Source organism: Nitratireductor sp. StC3 (genome assembly GCF_003015025.1).
GTDB lineage: Bacteria > Pseudomonadota > Alphaproteobacteria > Rhizobiales > Rhizobiaceae > Mangrovimarina > Mangrovimarina alexandrii.
In genome coordinates this window covers 125,862-142,664 of the sequence record NZ_PYBP01000004.1, presented here as the reverse complement: position 1 = coordinate 142,664, position 16,803 = coordinate 125,862, and the positions used below count along the sequence as shown (strand labels likewise).

Here is a 16,803-nt window from a genome sequence, read left to right as displayed (position 1 = left end):
CACTCCTAATAGCGGGTTGTGACATGACAGGCTACACGCAAGACGATCTCGACAGGCTCGGCGGCCTCTACACCGGCAGGGCTTGGTTTGCGCATGTCCAGCTGCCCTCCGGGGCGCGGCGTCTGCACACGGGCATGGGACCGAAGACCGTCGGCGGTCACGAATGGGAGGGTGTGAGCGATCCTTTCGGCGGGCAGATGGTCGGCGTGGGAACGATCGAGGAGCCGTATTTCGGATCGGCGCCGGCCGTTGATGTCGTGATGTCCGGCGCGAACAAGGCGTTCCTGAAAGAGGTATGGGATGACCGTGCGGACATGGAGGGCGTTTCCTGCGACCTCTATTTCGCGACCTTCGATCCTGAGACCGGCGACGAGGACGTGGCGCTACAGAAGCTTGTCCCCGGCAAGATCAGCGCGCCGCGGATCAGCTTTATCGGAGCCGCGATCCGCTTCATCTCCATGAAGGTGGTTTCCGTCTTCGAAGGCTTGAATTTCCCGGACACGGGATCGGCGTGGAGCCCGGCCGGCCAACGGCAGCGATATGCCGGCGACAAGGGGTTGGACTACATCAATGCCGATATCGTTGAAGAGTACAAGAAGTGACCAGCCTTTCCGCTGAAGCTCGCGACCGGCTGGAACGCCTGCGCGCCATGGCCGAGCGGTTGAAGGGTAAGCCGTGCGAGTGGGGCGTTGATGATTGCTCCACGATGCCCGCGCAATGGGTGGCGGAGACCACGGGCAAGGAGTTCGACTGGCCGGCCTACTCGACCAAGGAAGAGGCGATCGAACTCACCGAGGCGTGGGGCGGCCTGGTCAATATCTGGGATCATGTCGCCCGGCAAATCGGCCTCAAGGCGGTTTTCGGCGAGCCCGAGCCTGGCGATGTCGGTGTGATCCAGAGCGATCAAGGCCCGGTCGGCGGGATATGGCTGCCGAACCATGTCATCATGCGGCGGGCCGAAATGGGTGTGCGCGTTCATTGGGTCCGCCCCTACACCGTTCGCAGCGTCGACGGTGAGCCGACCAAGATTCCTCTCATTCTGAAGACCTGGCGCGTCGTCTGATGAAACTGAAAACCTGGCTTTTGGCCGGAGCATCGGTTCTGGCATCGACGGCGCACGCTTGTGCTATGCCCACGACACTTGGCAGCCTTGTCATATCGACACTGATGACGGTTGGCCTCGGGTCGCTGTTACCAGCGGCATCGGCCGCCTATATCGGCGCCCAAACCCTCATCCTTGCCGCTAGCGTAGCATCGACCGTAGCGAATTTTATTGGTGGCCGGGCGCCGACCGCCAAACCGGAGGCGTTGAAGCAGACCACGCGGGGGCAGGAGGGTCCGGGGCGCTACGCCACGGGACGGGTGCTTCTGGCGGCCAAGATCGGGTTCGGCAACACGTCGGGCTACAACATCCATCGCCTTCTCCTGCACTGCTTCGGGGAGATGGATGGCGCCGAAGAGTATTTCTACGACGGACGTCCCATCACGGTCGAGGCGGACGGGCAGGTGTCGTCACCGCCCTTTGCAAAGCCCGGCGGCTCCAATCTCTACATACGCACTAAGGTTGGCGACGGAACGGAAACGTCGTTTCCTCAACTCCAGACAGATTTCCCAACCAAATGGACTGCAGATCACCGTGTCCGCGGTATCGCGCAAAGCCTGCTGACCTTCATCAATCCCGGAACGGGAGACGACCGGTTCGCAACACTGCTGACCGGCGGCGTGAAGGAAGCCTCGATCCTATCGCGCCAGGGCAAGTTCTACGATCCGCGCGACGCATCCACTCGCTGGACGCTGAACGGCCCGCTGCAAATCGCTCATTGGTGGGCGCGGCTGCCGGGCTGGCAGACCAGCATGCTCGACCTGTCCGATATCGGTGATCGTGCAGACGACGCCGACGTCAACGTCACGACCCTGACCGGCACGGCGCCGCGGAGCCAGCTTTCCGGTGGCTGGGAAGGACCACTCACGACCGACATCGTTCTCGACATGCTCGAGTCAGCGGGCATGGAGGTTGTGCCTTCCGCCGAGAAGTTCACGCTACGGTGGCTGGAGGACAACCCGACATCGGAACTCACATACTACGATCGCCACATTATCGATCGGGTTTTCCAATCCGGCCCCGAGGGCGCAAAGCGGCCGAACATCTGCAAGCTGCACTACTTTTCGCCGGAGCGCCGCTACGAGATGGCGGAGATCGACCTGACCAATGCGCCGTGGGCCAAGGTGCAGGGCGAGATCGACAAGTACGGGGAACAGGAATTTCCGGTCAAGCTGCCGTTCTGCTGTGACGCGAGCCAGGCGCAGCGGATCGCACGGCGGCTGTTCTGGATGGCGCGGGCGGATTTCGGGACGGTCAAAACCACGTTCGCCGGGATTGCGGCTTGGGGGAAGCGCACCATCACGGTTGAGGTTCCGGACGTCGGGTCAGGCTATGGCAGCATCTTCGTAAAGTGCCGCAAGGGGCCGATCCGGGTCAATGACGAGGAAGGCACCTGCGAAATCCCGGTCACGATTATCCCGGCTGAACTTCAGACGCCATGGAATGCTGCCACGATGGAAGTGCCGGCGCCGCCGGTGCTCGAGGCTTTCGAGTATGAAAGCACGCTGAACAAGCCGGCCGCCCCTTCCATCGGCGCCGTGGTTCAACTCTCGGACCTCAGCTACCAGACCAGATCGAAATTCACCGGCGTAACCGGTGGCGTGACGGCTGAGGCGAGTTACCGGACCTACTCGGGCGGTCTGCCGAACCTGCCCCTTGGCATGACGGAATATCAGGGGATCACGGCCAATACCTGGTTCGCATGGGTGGTCGGTGATGCGCGATCGAAGGCCGATTTCCGCGTCAGGTTTTTCGATGCGGACGACGAAACCTCGTACTTCTCGGATTGGCATTCCGAAGACCCGCTGGCGGTCGACAATACCGCCCCAAGTGCGCCGCAGGTCACGGTGACGCCGACCGGCTCCCCGACCAATGGAGCTGATATCGATGCCTATTTCACCGACCTCCACGCCGTCAAATTGGTGATCGAGCACAACTACGACGGCGGCGGCTGGACGGGGACGACCTACGACAACGAAATCCCTGAAGTGCTGCGAAGCATCAGCATCGGACCGTTCATCAATGGATCATCGCCGCCTGTGACTAAGGCGGTCCAGATCCGCGTCACGGCATACACGTCAGATGGAACGGCCGGCGCGCAGTTCACCGACAGCGTTTCGATCCCGAGCACCGGTGGACCGTAGCCGCCTGGCTCGTTCTTTCCTCTGAAAATTCGGAGACTTTGAATGTCAGCTTATCCGTTGACCAAGTTGCCCGTGGATGTCGCGAGCGGCATCAATGCCAATAGGCAACCGGTGCCTGTCGACAATGGCGATATGGTCACGCTCCTGACCGAGCTTTGGCGCGGGTCTGAAGCGGCGACGCTCGGCATTCTGGCCAAATCCACATGGCCGGAACTCTCGGCGCTCACCGGCACAAACGGCCAATGGGGTCGTGTCGTCGGCCCGGACGCCGGCACGCACACCGATCCTGTCGCTGGCGGGACGGTGGACAACGAGGGCGAGTACATCTGGTACGCCTCGCCGGGGCCGGGCTGGAAGCGCGTAAGTGGCCTCGCGCGGACGTTGGTCCATGCCCTCAATATTGGCGCCGGCTCGGCCAACGCCGTGCAAGCCACGTCGGACGGATCTTTCTCCAAAACGGCCTACAAAGCGCTGATCTCGGTGAACTTCACCGCGACGAACACAGGGGCCGTGACGCTCTCGATCGATGGGGAGACGCCGCGCAATCTCGTTACGAATACCGGCGACGCGCTGACCTCCGGGTACATCAAGACAGGCATGGCCGCACTGGTGATGATCGACAGCAATGGCGATTATCGGCTATTCAGTTACGGCGATGCCGCGGCTATCCAGGCGGCGGCGGAAGCTGCGCAAACGGCGGCAGAGGCAGCGCGGGATGCGGCATTGGCGGCCGTACCTGCGGCCTTCCCGGCTGACCTAGCGGCTCTCGCAGCGCTCGACACCAGCAATGTTACGACTGCCACCGTCAATGATGAAGCGCTGGCCGTAGAATACTTCCTCAGGGATGCGTCGGGCTACACCGACGAAATCACGGCAGCCGCCGGCGAAGGTTATTTCATCCCCTCGACGCATAACGCGTTGAAGGTCTGGGCCGCACCGCTCCACGAAAAGATCATCTTCACCGAGCTTGCATCGGCAGACCCCACCAATACGACGTGGTCGGATGATGCCTTGGCGGCGGCAATCGCGATATCGCAGGAGCGCATGTGCCTGCCGATTTTCATCCCGCCCGGCCGATACAAATTCCAGGGCAACCATGATTTCGGGCCGATTCCGATCTACGGAGCCAATCAGGGCACGTCCACGATCAGCAACACGACGCTGGAATGGCACGGCAGTACCGGCGTTTTTCTTCGCAATAACGGCGGCGGACGGTCTTTTGGCGGCACTGGCGGGTGCCTGAAAGACGTGAACATCTACAAGGCCAACGGTACCGTCGCCGGCGGCGTGGCTTTGGAACTCTATTCGGTCAGTGACGAGTTCCGCCCCGGCGAGTGGTCGATGGATAACGTCATCATCGCGTATGCGGGCTCGGGCCTATGGGAGACGGGGTTCCGCATCGATGGCCGGAATACGAACACGCCCGGCAGTCGCGGGGTACGCACTGTTGATATCGGTTACCTCCGGGTGGCCGGCTGCACGGAAACGAACAAATATATCCACATTCGTCAGGCGACCCATATGTGCGCGAGAAATGTCAATCTCGACACCGGGACCGGACCGGGATTCCCGGGAACGACATTTGACGACATTTGGGATAACATCGAGTGGCGACAGCGCTCGGGGAATATTGTTGTCAATCACAGCGGCACCGTTGGGGTGGATACGGCCCACGCGCTGTTTCGGGGTCTGACAATCAACGTCTTCCAGAACAACTACCGCAGCGTGACGGGCGCCGCCATCCTCGACGCGGGGACGATAACGAATGCTGCCCGTAACCTGCGCATCATCGCAAACGGGTCCGACTACGCCGCTGCCTATATGGGGACTACACAGGCGAGCATCACTGGTGACGGCACTGAATCCAAGATCGTCATGGACACCGAATACGAAGACCGAAACTCGAATTATGACAACTCGACTGGTCGGTACACCGCGCAGTGCGCAGGGCGACACGATTTTTCTGGCGGGATCACGATGACGGGCATCACCAGCTCTCACGCTCGCGCCGATCTGTTCTTGAAGACATTTTCATCGGCTGGCGCGGCCAAACTGAAACGATCGGCCATTCTACACGCCTATGACGGCTCGGTCGCCGGCTTCAAGACCATCCCGTTCGCTTTCCAGGGCGTCATCATGGATGAAGACGACTACGCCGAACTATGGATCAAGGTCGCGGGGGGCACCAAGGTCATCGGCGTTTACGGCGGGTCCGATTGGTACTCGTCATGGCAGGGTCGTTTGGCACGATAGACGCCTACGGTGATGACTGGCACCGCTTGTTCGCCTCGCGCAGTGGCGAGGTTGAAGCGCTCCGCCTCACTCTCACGAGTCACCTCTCCTTACGAGGCTTCATGACCGTGCACACATGGAAGGTAAGAACTTCAGATATTGTTGGCGACAGGCGCATCAAAGGTCCCGTGAAACGCGAAAGGATAGACCGCCCACCTAGGTAATGGCGGAAAACACTCACCTGGTCGAGATCAACTATTTCGAAAGCCTCAGCGTTCCGCTTGAAATCGTTCAGGCCCATACCGTTCAGGGTGGGCATCACTGGTTTTTTGCCATCGTAAGACGTGCCGGCAGCAGGGTGTCTTGTCACTTCGACGTCTGCATATTTTGTATCGAGGAGGCCGTTGACGACGCGCATTACTCGGCGCGGGTCGAAAAGAATATGAATTGCAGGGGCCAACGTGATGTAGTCGAGGTGGTGTGCGAACATCCCCCGGTAGAGGGGAAAAACCGCAAAGACCGTTCCGTCCGGCTTCAGTACCCGGTAGATTTCGGCGAGGGACTTTCGCGGGTCAGCGACGTGCTCTAGCACGTCAAAGGTCACCACCATGTCGAACGTGTTGTCATCGTAGGGGATATCGTAGTCGCCGCAGAGCTTAAACTCAACGTTGGTTGCGCCCTCCTGGTTGGCGAACTCTTTGCCGGCGTCGATATGCGCCTCTACTGGCTCGATCCCGCAAACGCGGGATGCAAACTTGCCGTATCGCACCGTTCGACCGCCGTAGCCGGACCCGAAGTCGAGCACGGATTTTCCGGCCATCAGGCTGCGAAGGTCATGGGCGGGAAAGAAGCGAAAAAAGCGCTCGACATCGTCAGCCTCGGCCCTCGCTTTATCGACGGCAGTTGCCGAATGAAGCCGTTCTTTCGATAGGTTTGTGTAGCCGCCACCCTTGCCTCGAAATGGCGTGCGTTGTGACGCGACAATTATTGATCGGAGAATCGTATCTCGCATGGTTGCTTTACGCACCTTTGTTGAACGTTCCTAGATAGCAATCGTAGGTGGTCGGGTTGCGTTTGACTACACCCGGTCGCGGAGTTTCTTTAGGGCCGCGCCAGCACGATCATCTGCGCTTTCGATCTCTGTTTCGAATATGGAAGAAACCACACTTTTCGGCATGGTTCGCAAGATCGCGGCCAGCAACACCTTAATGGCCTCCAGATCGTCGTCTCGTGTCGCTGTCTTTGCGCGCAACTGCGCGAGCACAGCTCCCGGCACGCGGGTCTCGCCGTTGGCCCAGCGCATAGCTGTCCGGTAAGTAACGCCTGCTTCTTCCGCGATCCGCGACTGGTAGCCTCGGCCATACAGAGGCTCGGCCAGCCGTCTGAGTTCGGCGGCTTCGTCCGGGTATTTCACCAGTTGCACGGGGCGTCTGCGTGTCATGGATTTCATGCGTGAGCGCTACCCGTCCGGCCCGCCTCCCGCGCGACGCGAAGCGCGGTGTCTTTACTCTTGAGTTGATCCCGCCCGGCAGCCCCGGCGATGGAATGGTTCCACCCGCGAATAGAGTTGTCTCGGGTGCGGTACGCGTACAGCGATGCGGCGACGGCCCAAGCGGCGACACCAAGAAATGCCAGATCTGCAACCCGAGGCTTCATCCCGAAACTTTCATCACTTGCGGCACGCGCTGACCGTAAGATCCCCGGTTAAAGTCGCGCTATTGCACCCGCGCGCCATATCGTCACTCCATGGACCGCCCATCTTCGCAGCGCCAAGAGCAAGCGCCGTGCTGACCAGTACAAACGCACCATAGGCGGCCGGAGAAGCCGCATAGCGTGCGGCCAGCGCGATCCCGATAGCCGGACCCAGCACAAAAGCCGCAAGAAATCCGCCGTTTCCCATGCAGGATTTCTATCCTCACCGCCCGCCTCCCGCAATATCTCCAAAGGAACCAGTTGCCTGCGATTTGAATATTGTTGACGAGGAATAGGGCTATTGCGTGCTGGCGTGGTGCGCTCTCGCCTGCTTCAACCAGCCTTCCTCGGGGTACTTGTAACGATAGAAAATCAAACTGCGCGAAGCTGCGGAGCGGCTGAAGGCCATGGATCCGATCCCGGCCGCGCTAAGCATCATAAGATGCCACTAAACAGGACTCGTGAGAGATCAGCGCAGCTTTTGATAGGACGCAAAGCACAGCGCAAGCCCGAACGCCCAAGGCGTGAGACCCATCACAGCGAGGGAGGCGCCGAATAGGCTCGCCTTGAGCAGAAACGCACTGGCAGCGATAATTGCGGTGGCGCGCATCATGTCAGCCTCACGCCTCACCAGTAGGACGAATGACGCTATAAATGCATACAGCGTGAGGATGAGGACGGAGAGGAATGACAAAACCCCGCCTTCGGCCCATCGTTGCAGCAGGAAGCTGTGCGTAGCAGTATATTCGGGCACGATTGAACGATAGACGCCAAAACCAACGCCGGCGGCCCAATGCTCTTTGATGACAGCAATTGCGGCAGCCCACGCATCGGCGCGGGCAAAGCCGGACAGATCACCGCCGCCTGGGCTTTTTAGACGTTTGTCCAGCCACTCAAAGAAAAACCCACCTCCGCCGCCACCTGCGCCACCGCTTTCGCTCCCGGACGAAAGTGCGGCAACAACCTTGTGGAGCAAGCTGAGAGCGCCATCCAGGAGGTATCGCGCCGCCTCCGGATCGGAGTGCGACACAGTGATCGCCGCGATCGCGATTATCAGTCCCACGCTATATGATCGATGTATCCATGCTCGGTATACCCACAGACCGGCAAGGCCAATAAGAACCGTCGCTAGAGCAGAGCGCGGATAGACGAGAAGCCCCGCATAGGCGATGAAGGCAAACATTGCCCAGACCGCCCATCGTGGACGAACAAAATACGCGCCGCCGGCCGCGGCTACGGCAACGAGCGCCCAAAGGCTGGCAAAATTGTCTGTGTTTCCGTAGCCGTTCCCGCCAGCGGCCTTCATCAGTTCAATGGACTTTTTGGCCTCCAGGAACTCGGAGGCGAAAACCGGGATCGGGAATACAAGGGTTTCGACCAAATAATCCGGCAAGCGTTCGATGATCACATAGGACTGTGCGCCGGCCACCAGGGCGAACCCGAGACAAAACAGAACCCCGCAATGTCGATAGAATGCGCGATCCGGGGCGACAGCGCACAAGACCACGAACGCGATCCAGAAGATCATCGTTTCAAAGAAACCGTGCCCAAGAGACAGGAAGAAGCTGTGGTGCGCCGTCGCGGTAGCGAAGATCCAGCCCAGAACCGCCAAAATCGCGGCGGCGACGAGCGTCATCGATTGAACACGAATCGGCCTGAGAGAAAAGAACAAGTACACGCCAACGCTGCAGAGCGCTAGGATATCTGGGCGAAGAATTTCTAGAAGAATATGTTCCGACAGGAAGGCCTTTCTGGCGGCTTTTATAGCAAATGTGTTTTGCAGCGGGATGGCGAAGGCCAGTATCAGCAATACCCGCTCCGGCCAGCCGCGATAGTGATCGAATAGCCGCTGGCTAGCGAAATATACGTACCCCACGAGTATCGCGACGACCTGCACTAGGTGGCCTGCCATATAGTCTGGGAAGCGCGAGCCGACCAGCGGCGTAAGTGCGAGTACGGTGACAACGACCAGGCCGACCGAAAGCGGGACGAGCGGTATTCCGACCCTTTCCAGAGTTCTGGCGATCATCTCGAGCAGTCCGCCATCATGCCGATCCAGTCGACACAGGGCCGGAATGTCATGCTGTTTTCCATGGCGTAGAGGTAGGCAGCAGCGCAGATGAGTAGCGCCGCGAAAGCCAATCTGCGGAAAGCAAAAATCATGGGCCTCTCGCGAAATCGGACTCGTTATGCGTGCATGGTGCACGTTTGGCGAGTCTTTATAGGAAAATCAAAGATAAAAATCATTCAGACATCCAATAGTTAGTTATCGAACGATGCCAGAATGAAATTCAAGTCTATGGAATCCAATGAAGATTCCAATTTGTTGGTAATGAACTAAATAATTGTGCCAGCAAAAAAATTGATTGGGCCAGAAGCGAGCCCGCTGCGGCTTCAGCGGCCTCGCGCACAAAAAGCGCCCCGCCCGCATCCCGCAATATCCCGAAAGGACAAGATGATGACGGATAAGTATCGCGTCTACCGACCGCTGTTGAACCTGATCGGCTTCACCGAAGGCACCGACAAGGGCGACGGCTACAACGAGACGTTGGGCTACGGGATCATGCTCGACGGCAGGGTGTCGAAAGGAAAGGGCACCGATGTTGTCCTGACGCGGATGACGCTCGATCAGGTCGACAAGCTGCAAAGCCGGATGCTCAAGGATCCTGATAACCGCCGCCTGAACTCGTCGGCGGCTGGGCGATACCAGATCGTGCGCACCACGCGCCGCGCCATCGAAAAGACGCTCGGGCTTTCCGGCAACGAGCTGTTCGACGCGGACATGCAGGACCGTATGGCCTGTTTCCTCTTGGGGCAAAGGGGGATCGACAAGTATCTGGCCGGCCGGCTTTCCGAAGACACCCTGCTCAACAATCTTGCCCGGGAGTGGGCGAGCCTGCCGACGGTTTCAGGCAAGGGGCACTACGGGGGGCAGCGCGCCGCCGTTTCCACGGCAAGGGTCCGCGCGGTCTTGGCTGATGTTAGGAAGCTGCATCGTCGTGAAGCACCAGCAAAGGAGGTGGTCCCGCCCGCTGTCGATGAGGCGGTGAAGGAAAAGAGCAGCTGGTGGCAGAAGGTCATCGGCTTCTTCGGTGGCGGCGGCGCGGCCGGCGGCTTCCTGTGGGGGCTCGATTGGGAAACCGTCGCCGTCATCGGCGGTGTGACCGTCATCCTCATTGCCATGGTGATTATCTTCAAGGGCAGGGTGGTGGCCGCGATCCGCGACGTGCGCAAGGCCGTGGAGGAAGGCTGATGTTCGGCCTCGGCACATGGATCAAGATCATCGCCGGCCTGGCCGTTCTGGCGGGGCTGGCGTGGTCGCACAGCGCAGCCTATCGCGCCGGCCGCTCGGCAGAGCAGGCCAGAATCGTGGAACGCATCAATCAGGAGAACGACGATGCAGCCGAAAATGCTGAGGACTGGCGTGGCAAGTTGCGCCGCTGCATTGATGCTGGCGGCGTGTTCGACTTCGAAACCGGTTCCTGTGAACCGTGAGGGGCTTCGCAGGGTGGTGGGAACAGACTTGATCGGCGCCCGCGGCGCGACGAGCGACGACCAGATGAAAATCGATCTCACGATATCCGGCCTGTGCGGCGGCGGGGTTTATACCCGCTCGGAGTGTGCCCGTCACGGGCGGGAAAGCCAGCGTGGCGAGCAATAGGTGATATGATGGCGGAAACCCCGGAAGTCCAGCTCGCACGTATCGACGAGCGGCTGAAAGCCATCAACGAAACGCAGCAAAGCATCGTCGGGGAGATGAGGGACGCCGCGGTAGCCCGCAAACGGGTCTATGAGGCGCAGGAGCGCACCGAAAAGGAAATCATTGGTATCAACCACCGGCTGGACCTGGTGGAGCGGAGCGTTGAGGCCATCGGCCCGACCACCGACGAATTGGAGCGTGTCCGCGACCGGGTGATGTTCGCCGGCCGGCTGGGCAAGGCGTTGTGGTCGATCGGCAAGGTGCTTCTAGCCGCTGCCGCCGGCGCAAGCGCGGCGTGGTATTCGATGACCGGTCGGCCTCCGCCATAGCGACTTGGCAGGCCGTGTGATCAGCCTGTAGCGTGCCGCCAGACATGAGGCGCGCGCGATGACTGAGGACGAACGGCGGATTTTCCGGCTTGCGATGCTGCGGTTCGAGGAGACGGCGAACCAGGTTGTCACGGAATATTTTGAGCGGCTAAAGCTGGCCGATGGCGGAGCGGAACTGGTCGGACGCGTGAGCGCGGCGATCGAGGAGGTCTATCAGTCTGCATGCGAGGGGCACGACGATGCTGTGCTGTCCGCCTGGCGGCGCGTCCAGTAGCGCGATCCCGGCATAGACCCGCGGGCGCCCGGTCGTTATCCCAAAACTGCGGCGGACCTGATCCGCATCCGAGCCCCGTCGGCCACGCGCTGGCGGGGTTTTTTTGCATTCGTAGCGGACCGGGCGGATTGTCATGCGGCCTCGCGTGGATCCTCGACGATCATCAGTTTGTCGTCGTCGAGCGGCCGTTGCAGCGCCTTCGCCTCATCCCAGGGCGCGCGCATCCAGATATCGATCTCCTCCGGCTCGGTCAGGATCACCGGCATCGCCTTTTTGTGCACTGGGCCGACGACAGCGTTGGGCTCGGTTGTCAGGAAGGCGAATAGCTCATGGTCTGCCGGGTCTTCCTTGGCCTTGCGTTTGCCGGACCAAGCCGTCCACACGCCAGCGAAAACGAACAGTGGCTCATCCTCGTCACGCGCGAACCAAACGTTCGGCGTCTTGCCGTCGATTTTTTCTGGCGATGGCTCGGCAAAGCGGGTGACCGGCACCACGCATCGGCTTTCAGGGCCCAGCCATCGCCGCCAGTGCTGAGACGCCGTGTTGCGGACATTGGTGACGCCGTAATCGTATGCCTTGCCCTTGAGCGCGAAAGCCGGCGAAGGCATGCCCCAGCGCGCCATGGCGAGCTCGCGCTTTCCATCGGCGCCGGCGCGCACGATCGGGCCGTACTGGTTCGGATAGACCCGGCCAGGCTCCATGTTCCCGGCCCGGTTGATCATCGCTCGGGTGAACTCGAGCACGGCCTGCGGCCCCTTGTCGATCGAATAGAGATTGCACATCGGGAAAGACTATCCGCGAAAATCGGCCGTGGCGAGCCCCGCGGTAGCGTTCGCTTCCAAACGCTTGCTGCTGCGCCTTGTCGAAAACCCGATATACAAAGACGGCAATCTGGTTGCTCGCTAGTTCACCCAATGCGGCGCTTCTGGATGCAGGGTGAACGATATGTTCTTGTCGGGCCGGCCGGCCTTACGGCATTCCGAGCAATGGAAATGCGGCGCCAGGTCGGCGGCTAGGCATCCGTGATCCGGTCCGAGCATGTCGGCCAGTGCGCCTAGGTCGATCCGGTGGTGGCGCCAGCACCGTTCCGTGTTGCAGTGGACCCAGATCGAATAGCTGCACTCGATGGCCTTGCGAATCGTGTCTATGCGGAGGGGATATGGCATGAAACGGTCCGGAAACGGTCCGAAAGCGCGTATGTAGTTGTCATGCGTTGAGCAAGAACCCTTGCGCCGTCTGGTCGGAGTGGCAGGATTTGAACCTGCGACCCCCTCGTCCCGAACGAGGTGCGCTACCAGGCTGCGCTACACTCCGCAAAACCAGACCGGCGGTCTATAGCGTTCGTGCCGCGATCCTGCAAGCATGAAACGGCAGCGAATTCGCGCTTGGTGGATGGCGGGCAGAGCGGGTTGAAAACCGTGCCCTGTCGCCACCGGTCCGGCCCCGGCGACGATTTAAGCCGACGGTAAGCGATCGCTGCTAGATTGGCGCCATCACCAGTGACCGGAGCCACGCCATCGCCATGCAAAAACCGCTCGCCGACGCGACACCGAACAGCTTTGCCTTCGAAACCAGAGCTTTGGTCAAGCCGACCGGGTTTCGCGAATATGACGCGCGCTGGTGGTTCGGCCATCCCGAGTCCGACAAGGCGCCGGAGATCAATCTGATCGGCGTTCAGGCGCTCGGCATCGGGTTGGGGACGCTGATCAGGCGGCTCGGCGCCGGACCCGATATCGTCGTCGGCCACGATTTCCGCTCCTATTCGATGGCGATCAAGCTGGCGCTGGTGTCGGGGCTGCAGGCCGCCGGCGCGCGGGTCAAGGATATCGGCCTGGCGCTGTCGCCGATGGCCTATTACGCCCAGTTCGCGCTCGACGCCCCCTCGGTCGCCATGGTGACGGCCTCGCACAACGAAAACGGCTGGACAGGCGTCAAGATGGGCGCGGCCCGGCCCTTGACCTTCGGTCCCGACGAGATGGACGCGCTGAAAAAGATCGTGCTCGACGCCGATTTCGACCTGTCCGGCGGCGGCGCTTACGAATTCGTGCCGGATTTTCGCCAGCGTTATGTCGACGATCTGGTTTCGGGCGTGAAAATCGCTCGTAAACTGAAAGTGGTGGCGGCCTGCGGCAACGGCACCGCCGGCGCCTTTGCGCCGGAAGTCCTGAGGCGCATCGGCTGCGAGGTGATCGAACTCGACTGCGACCTGGACCACAGCTTTCCGCGCTACAACCCCAATCCCGAAGACATGAAAATGCTGCATGCGATTCGCGACGAGGTGCTGCGCACCGGCGCGGATGTCGGGTTCGGCTTCGACGGCGACGGCGACCGCTGCGGCGTGGTCGACGACGAGGGCGGCGAGATCTTCGCCGACAAGGTCGGCGTGATGCTTGCCCGCGACATTTCCGGCGAACATGCCGGCTCGCGCTTCGTCGTCGATGTGAAGTCGACGGGCCTGTTCCTGACGGATCCGGTGTTAAAGGCCAACGGCGCGCGGACCGATTACTGGAAGACCGGCCATTCCCACATCAAGCGCCGGGTCAAGGAGCTGGACGCGATCGCGGGCTTCGAGAAATCCGGCCATTTCTTCTTCAACCCGCCGATCGGGCGCGGTTACGACGACGGGCTGGTGACGGCGATCGCGGTCTGCCACATGCTCGACCGCAACCCGCAAAAGTCGATGGCCGAGCTTTACCGCGACCTGCCGCACACGTTCGGCTCGCCGACCATGTCGCCGCACTGCGCCGACGAGGAAAAATACGCCGTGGTGGACAAGGTGGTTGCCCAGCTCGAGGGGCTGCGCGACAGCGGCGCGCATTTCGCCGGCCAGCCGATCGCCGACATGGTGACGGTCAACGGCGTGCGGATCACCAACCGGGACGGCACCTGGGGGCTGATCCGCGCCTCGTCGAACAAGCCGGAACTCGTGGTGGTGGTCGAAAGCCCCGTGTCGGAGGAGCGCAAGCGGGACATGTTCGCCGCGCTCGACGCCGTGCTGCGCGCCCACCCGCAGGTGGGCGCCTACAACCAGACCCTGTGACGACGCGAGCGGGCCGGAGACGCCATGACTGAAAAGATCGTCAGCTTCGTCATGAGCGGCGGCGTCGGCTCCCGGCTGTGGCCGCTGTCGCGCGAGGACAACCCCAAGCAGTTCCACGACCTGTCCGGCGCCGGTTCGATGCTGGCCCAGACCCTGCGCCGGCTGAAGGCGGGGGGCGATGGCGGCTGGCCGGTCTATCTGATCGGCTCCGAGCGCCACGCCGAGCGCCTGCGCGCCGATCTCGCCGGACTGGACCTTTCGGGCGGCCGGCCGATCTTCGAGCCGATCGGACGCAACACCGCCGCCGCCGTCGCCGTGGCCGCGCTGCAGACCCTGGCCGATCATGGCGACGCGCTGGTTCTGGTCGTGCCCTCGGACCACGCCATCACCACGGACACCCAGTTCTGGGCCTCGGTCGCGGCCGGGGCAAAGCCAGCGCGCGACGGGCGCCTGGTGGTGTTCGGCATCAAGCCGAGCCAACCCGAGACCGGTTACGGTTATATCGAGGCTGCCGGCGATGGCGGCGAGGCGGTGCGCGACGTGCTGCGTTTCGTGGAAAAACCCGACCTTGCAACGGCCGAGACCTATCTGGCGGCTGGCAATTTCTACTGGAACACCGGCATCTTCCTGTTTCGGGCAAGCGCCATGCGCGACGCCTTCCTGGAGTTCGCGCCCGATATCTGGGCGGGCGCGGAGCGCGCACGCGCCGCGGCATCCAGCGATCTGTCGGGGCTTTATCTGCCGCTCGACCTCTACGAGCACATTCCGGCGATCTCGGTCGACTACGCGATCATGGAGCGCGCGGCGCGCATCGCCATGGTGCCGGCCGGCTTCCGCTGGAACGATCTCGGCTCGTGGCAATCGCTGCTCGACGTCGGCGCCTCCGACGAGAACGGCAACGTGGTGATCGGCGACGTCGTCGCCTTCGACACCGCCCATTCCTATCTGCGCAGCGAGGGCCGGCTGTTGTCGGTGATCGGCATGCGCGACGTCGCCATCGTGGCGACCCAGGACGCAACCTTCGTCGCGCCGGTGGCCCAGAGCCAGAACGTCAAGAAGATCGTCGAGCGGCTGGAACAGAGCGGCCGGCTGGAGACGCGGTTCACCCCCAGCCACGACCGGGTTCTGGTCGTCGGCGCGCATCGCCGGCGGGTATGCCACTGGCTGTTCGAGGAAACGCTGCCGCTGTGGGCGACGGCCGGCGTCGACGCGGTCGGCGGCGGCTTCCACGAGGCGCTCGACTTCGCCGGCCGGCCGCTCGGCAAGCCCAAGCGCATGCGTACCATGGCGCGCCAGATCTATGCCTTCGCCGTCGCCAAGGCGCGCGGCTGGGACGGGCCGGCCGACCGGATCATCGCCCACGGCATCGATTTCATCGCCGCCAGGGGCCGCAGCGAAAACGGCGGCTGGGTGCGCGCGATCGGCGTCGACGGCGCGGTGGTCGACCCGGTCGAGGACGCCTACGACCATGCCTGCGTGCTGCTTGCGCTGGCGCATGCCCATCTGTCGGGCAACGAGGCCGCGCGCGCGCTCGGCGCGGAGACATTCGCCTTTATCGACGCCCATCTCGAGGACGAGCGGCTGACCGGGTTTCTGGAGTTTCCCGGCGGTAACGGCCTGCGCCGGTCGAACCCGCATATGCACCTTCTGGAGGCGTTCCTGGCCTGGTACGACGTGACCGGCGAGCGCGTCCACCTGCGCCGCGCCTCGCGCATCATCGATCTGTTCCGCAGCCGGTTCTTCGATCCCGATAGCTGGACGGTCGGCGAGTTTTTCGACGACGATTTCACTCCGGCCGCGGGCGAAAAGGGCCAGTGGACGGAGCCGGGACACCATTTCGAATGGGCCTCGCTGCTGGTCGATTTCGCCGACAAGACCGGGCAGGGCGATCTGGTCGGCATCGCCCGCAAGCTCTATGCCTCGGCGGTCGCCAACGGGCTGAACCGGGCGACCGGGCTTGCCTATGCCGCGGTGTCGCGCTCGGGCATGCCGCTCGACCAGCTGTCGCGCTCATGGCCGCAGGCCGAGGCGATCAAGGCGGCGATGGCGCTCGACGGGGCCGGCGGCCCGGACCTGAAGCCGGAAATCGAGGCGCGTGTCGGGCGGCTGTTCCGCTGGCATATCGATCCCGCGCCGACCGGCCTGTGGATCGACCGGGTCGACGAAAAGGGGCGCTCGGTGGCGCGCGAGGTGCCGGCCAGCATCTTTTACCATTTGGTGTTCGCGCTTACGCGCTATCTCGACAAGACGGACGGGGCCGACGAGGCGGCCGGGTAGGCCGCGCGCCGGT

At 62.1% G+C, this 16,803-nt stretch carries 16 protein-coding genes and 1 tRNA gene; 11 read left to right on the top strand and 6 right to left on the bottom strand.

Annotated elements, in window-relative coordinates; all coding sequences use genetic code 11:
• The first annotated feature begins 23 nt into the window (after positions 1-23).
• From C7T96_RS10120 to C7T96_RS10105, 4 genes are read left to right on the top strand one after another with little or no spacing between them, the layout of a single operon-like run.
• Positions 24-602, top strand: a complete 579-nt coding sequence (locus tag C7T96_RS10120) for a transcriptional regulator (RefSeq protein WP_106571106.1) — start codon at positions 24-26, stop codon at positions 600-602.
• Positions 599-1,063, top strand: coding sequence for a hypothetical protein (locus C7T96_RS10115; RefSeq protein ID WP_146149162.1), 465 nt, complete (start codon positions 599-601; stop codon positions 1,061-1,063). The genes C7T96_RS10120 and C7T96_RS10115 overlap by 4 nt, the downstream gene beginning before the upstream one ends.
• Positions 1,063-3,246: a phage tail protein gene (locus C7T96_RS10110; protein WP_106571104.1), complete on the top strand. Its 2,184-nt coding sequence runs from the start codon at positions 1,063-1,065 to the stop codon at positions 3,244-3,246. Before C7T96_RS10115 ends, C7T96_RS10110 begins: the two co-directional genes overlap by 1 nt.
• A 42-nt stretch (positions 3,247-3,288) precedes the next feature.
• Positions 3,289-5,499: a hypothetical protein gene (locus C7T96_RS10105; protein ID WP_106571103.1), complete on the top strand. Its 2,211-nt coding sequence runs from the start codon at positions 3,289-3,291 to the stop codon at positions 5,497-5,499.
• Between the two features lie 79 nt (positions 5,500-5,578).
• Here the strand turns inward: C7T96_RS10105 and C7T96_RS10100 are convergent, their stop codons facing one another.
• The 3 genes from C7T96_RS10100 to C7T96_RS10090 form a co-directional block, all read right to left on the bottom strand.
• The gene (locus C7T96_RS10100) at positions 5,579-6,505 is read right to left on the bottom strand and encodes a class I SAM-dependent methyltransferase (protein ID WP_146149161.1); all 927 of its coding nucleotides are present in this window, start codon (positions 6,503-6,505) and stop codon (positions 5,579-5,581) included.
• A 51-nt stretch (positions 6,506-6,556) separates the two neighbouring features.
• Positions 6,557-6,928, bottom strand: a complete 372-nt coding sequence (locus tag C7T96_RS10095) for a hypothetical protein (RefSeq protein WP_106571101.1) — start codon at positions 6,926-6,928, stop codon at positions 6,557-6,559.
• A gap of 711 nt (positions 6,929-7,639) precedes the next feature.
• A complete protein-coding gene (locus tag C7T96_RS10090) occupies positions 7,640-9,199 on the bottom strand; it encodes a hypothetical protein (protein ID WP_106571100.1) in 1,560 nt (519 codons plus the stop codon).
• A gap of 426 nt (positions 9,200-9,625) precedes the next feature.
• On the opposite strand from C7T96_RS10090, the gene C7T96_RS10085 reads away from it, so the two are divergent.
• Genes C7T96_RS10085 through C7T96_RS10065 form a run of 5 tightly spaced genes read left to right on the top strand, consistent with a single transcriptional unit; the run spans position 9,626 to position 11,473 of the window.
• Positions 9,626-10,423, top strand: coding sequence for a hypothetical protein (locus C7T96_RS10085; RefSeq protein WP_106571099.1), 798 nt, complete (start codon positions 9,626-9,628; stop codon positions 10,421-10,423).
• Positions 10,423-10,665 (top strand): hypothetical protein, encoded by a 243-nt coding sequence (locus tag C7T96_RS10080; protein ID WP_106571098.1) that lies wholly within the window; start codon positions 10,423-10,425, stop codon positions 10,663-10,665. The genes C7T96_RS10085 and C7T96_RS10080 overlap by 1 nt, the downstream gene beginning before the upstream one ends.
• The gene (locus C7T96_RS24345; RefSeq protein WP_106571097.1) at positions 10,568-10,831 is read left to right on the top strand and encodes a hypothetical protein; all 264 of its coding nucleotides are present in this window, start codon (positions 10,568-10,570) and stop codon (positions 10,829-10,831) included. Before C7T96_RS10080 ends, C7T96_RS24345 begins: the two co-directional genes overlap by 98 nt.
• A gap of 5 nt (positions 10,832-10,836) precedes the next feature.
• Positions 10,837-11,199, top strand: coding sequence for a hypothetical protein (locus tag C7T96_RS10070; RefSeq protein WP_245414114.1), 363 nt, complete (start codon positions 10,837-10,839; stop codon positions 11,197-11,199).
• 58 nt (positions 11,200-11,257) lie between these two features.
• On the top strand, positions 11,258-11,473 hold the full coding sequence (locus C7T96_RS10065; RefSeq protein WP_106571096.1) for a hypothetical protein: 216 nt from the start codon (positions 11,258-11,260) through the stop codon (positions 11,471-11,473).
• Between the two features lie 131 nt (positions 11,474-11,604).
• Here the strand turns inward: C7T96_RS10065 and C7T96_RS10060 are convergent, their stop codons facing one another.
• The 3 genes from C7T96_RS10060 to C7T96_RS10050 form a co-directional block, all read right to left on the bottom strand.
• On the bottom strand, positions 11,605-12,255 hold the full coding sequence (locus C7T96_RS10060) for an SOS response-associated peptidase (RefSeq protein WP_199190447.1): 651 nt from the start codon (positions 12,253-12,255) through the stop codon (positions 11,605-11,607).
• 120 nt (positions 12,256-12,375) lie between these two features.
• Positions 12,376-12,639, bottom strand: coding sequence for a hypothetical protein (locus C7T96_RS10055; protein ID WP_106571095.1), 264 nt, complete (start codon positions 12,637-12,639; stop codon positions 12,376-12,378).
• Between the two features lie 71 nt (positions 12,640-12,710).
• Positions 12,711-12,787 (bottom strand) — tRNA-Pro (locus C7T96_RS10050).
• A gap of 208 nt (positions 12,788-12,995) precedes the next feature.
• Between C7T96_RS10050 and C7T96_RS10045 the strand changes: the two genes are divergently transcribed.
• Together C7T96_RS10045 and C7T96_RS10040 are read left to right on the top strand one after the other, a co-directional pair.
• Entirely contained in the window at positions 12,996-14,513 is a 1,518-nt protein-coding gene (locus tag C7T96_RS10045; protein ID WP_106571094.1) for a phosphomannomutase/phosphoglucomutase, read from the top strand.
• A 24-nt stretch (positions 14,514-14,537) separates the two neighbouring features.
• A complete protein-coding gene (locus C7T96_RS10040; protein WP_106571093.1) occupies positions 14,538-16,790 on the top strand; it encodes an AGE family epimerase/isomerase in 2,253 nt (750 codons plus the stop codon).
• Positions 16,791-16,803: the final 13 nt, after the last annotated feature.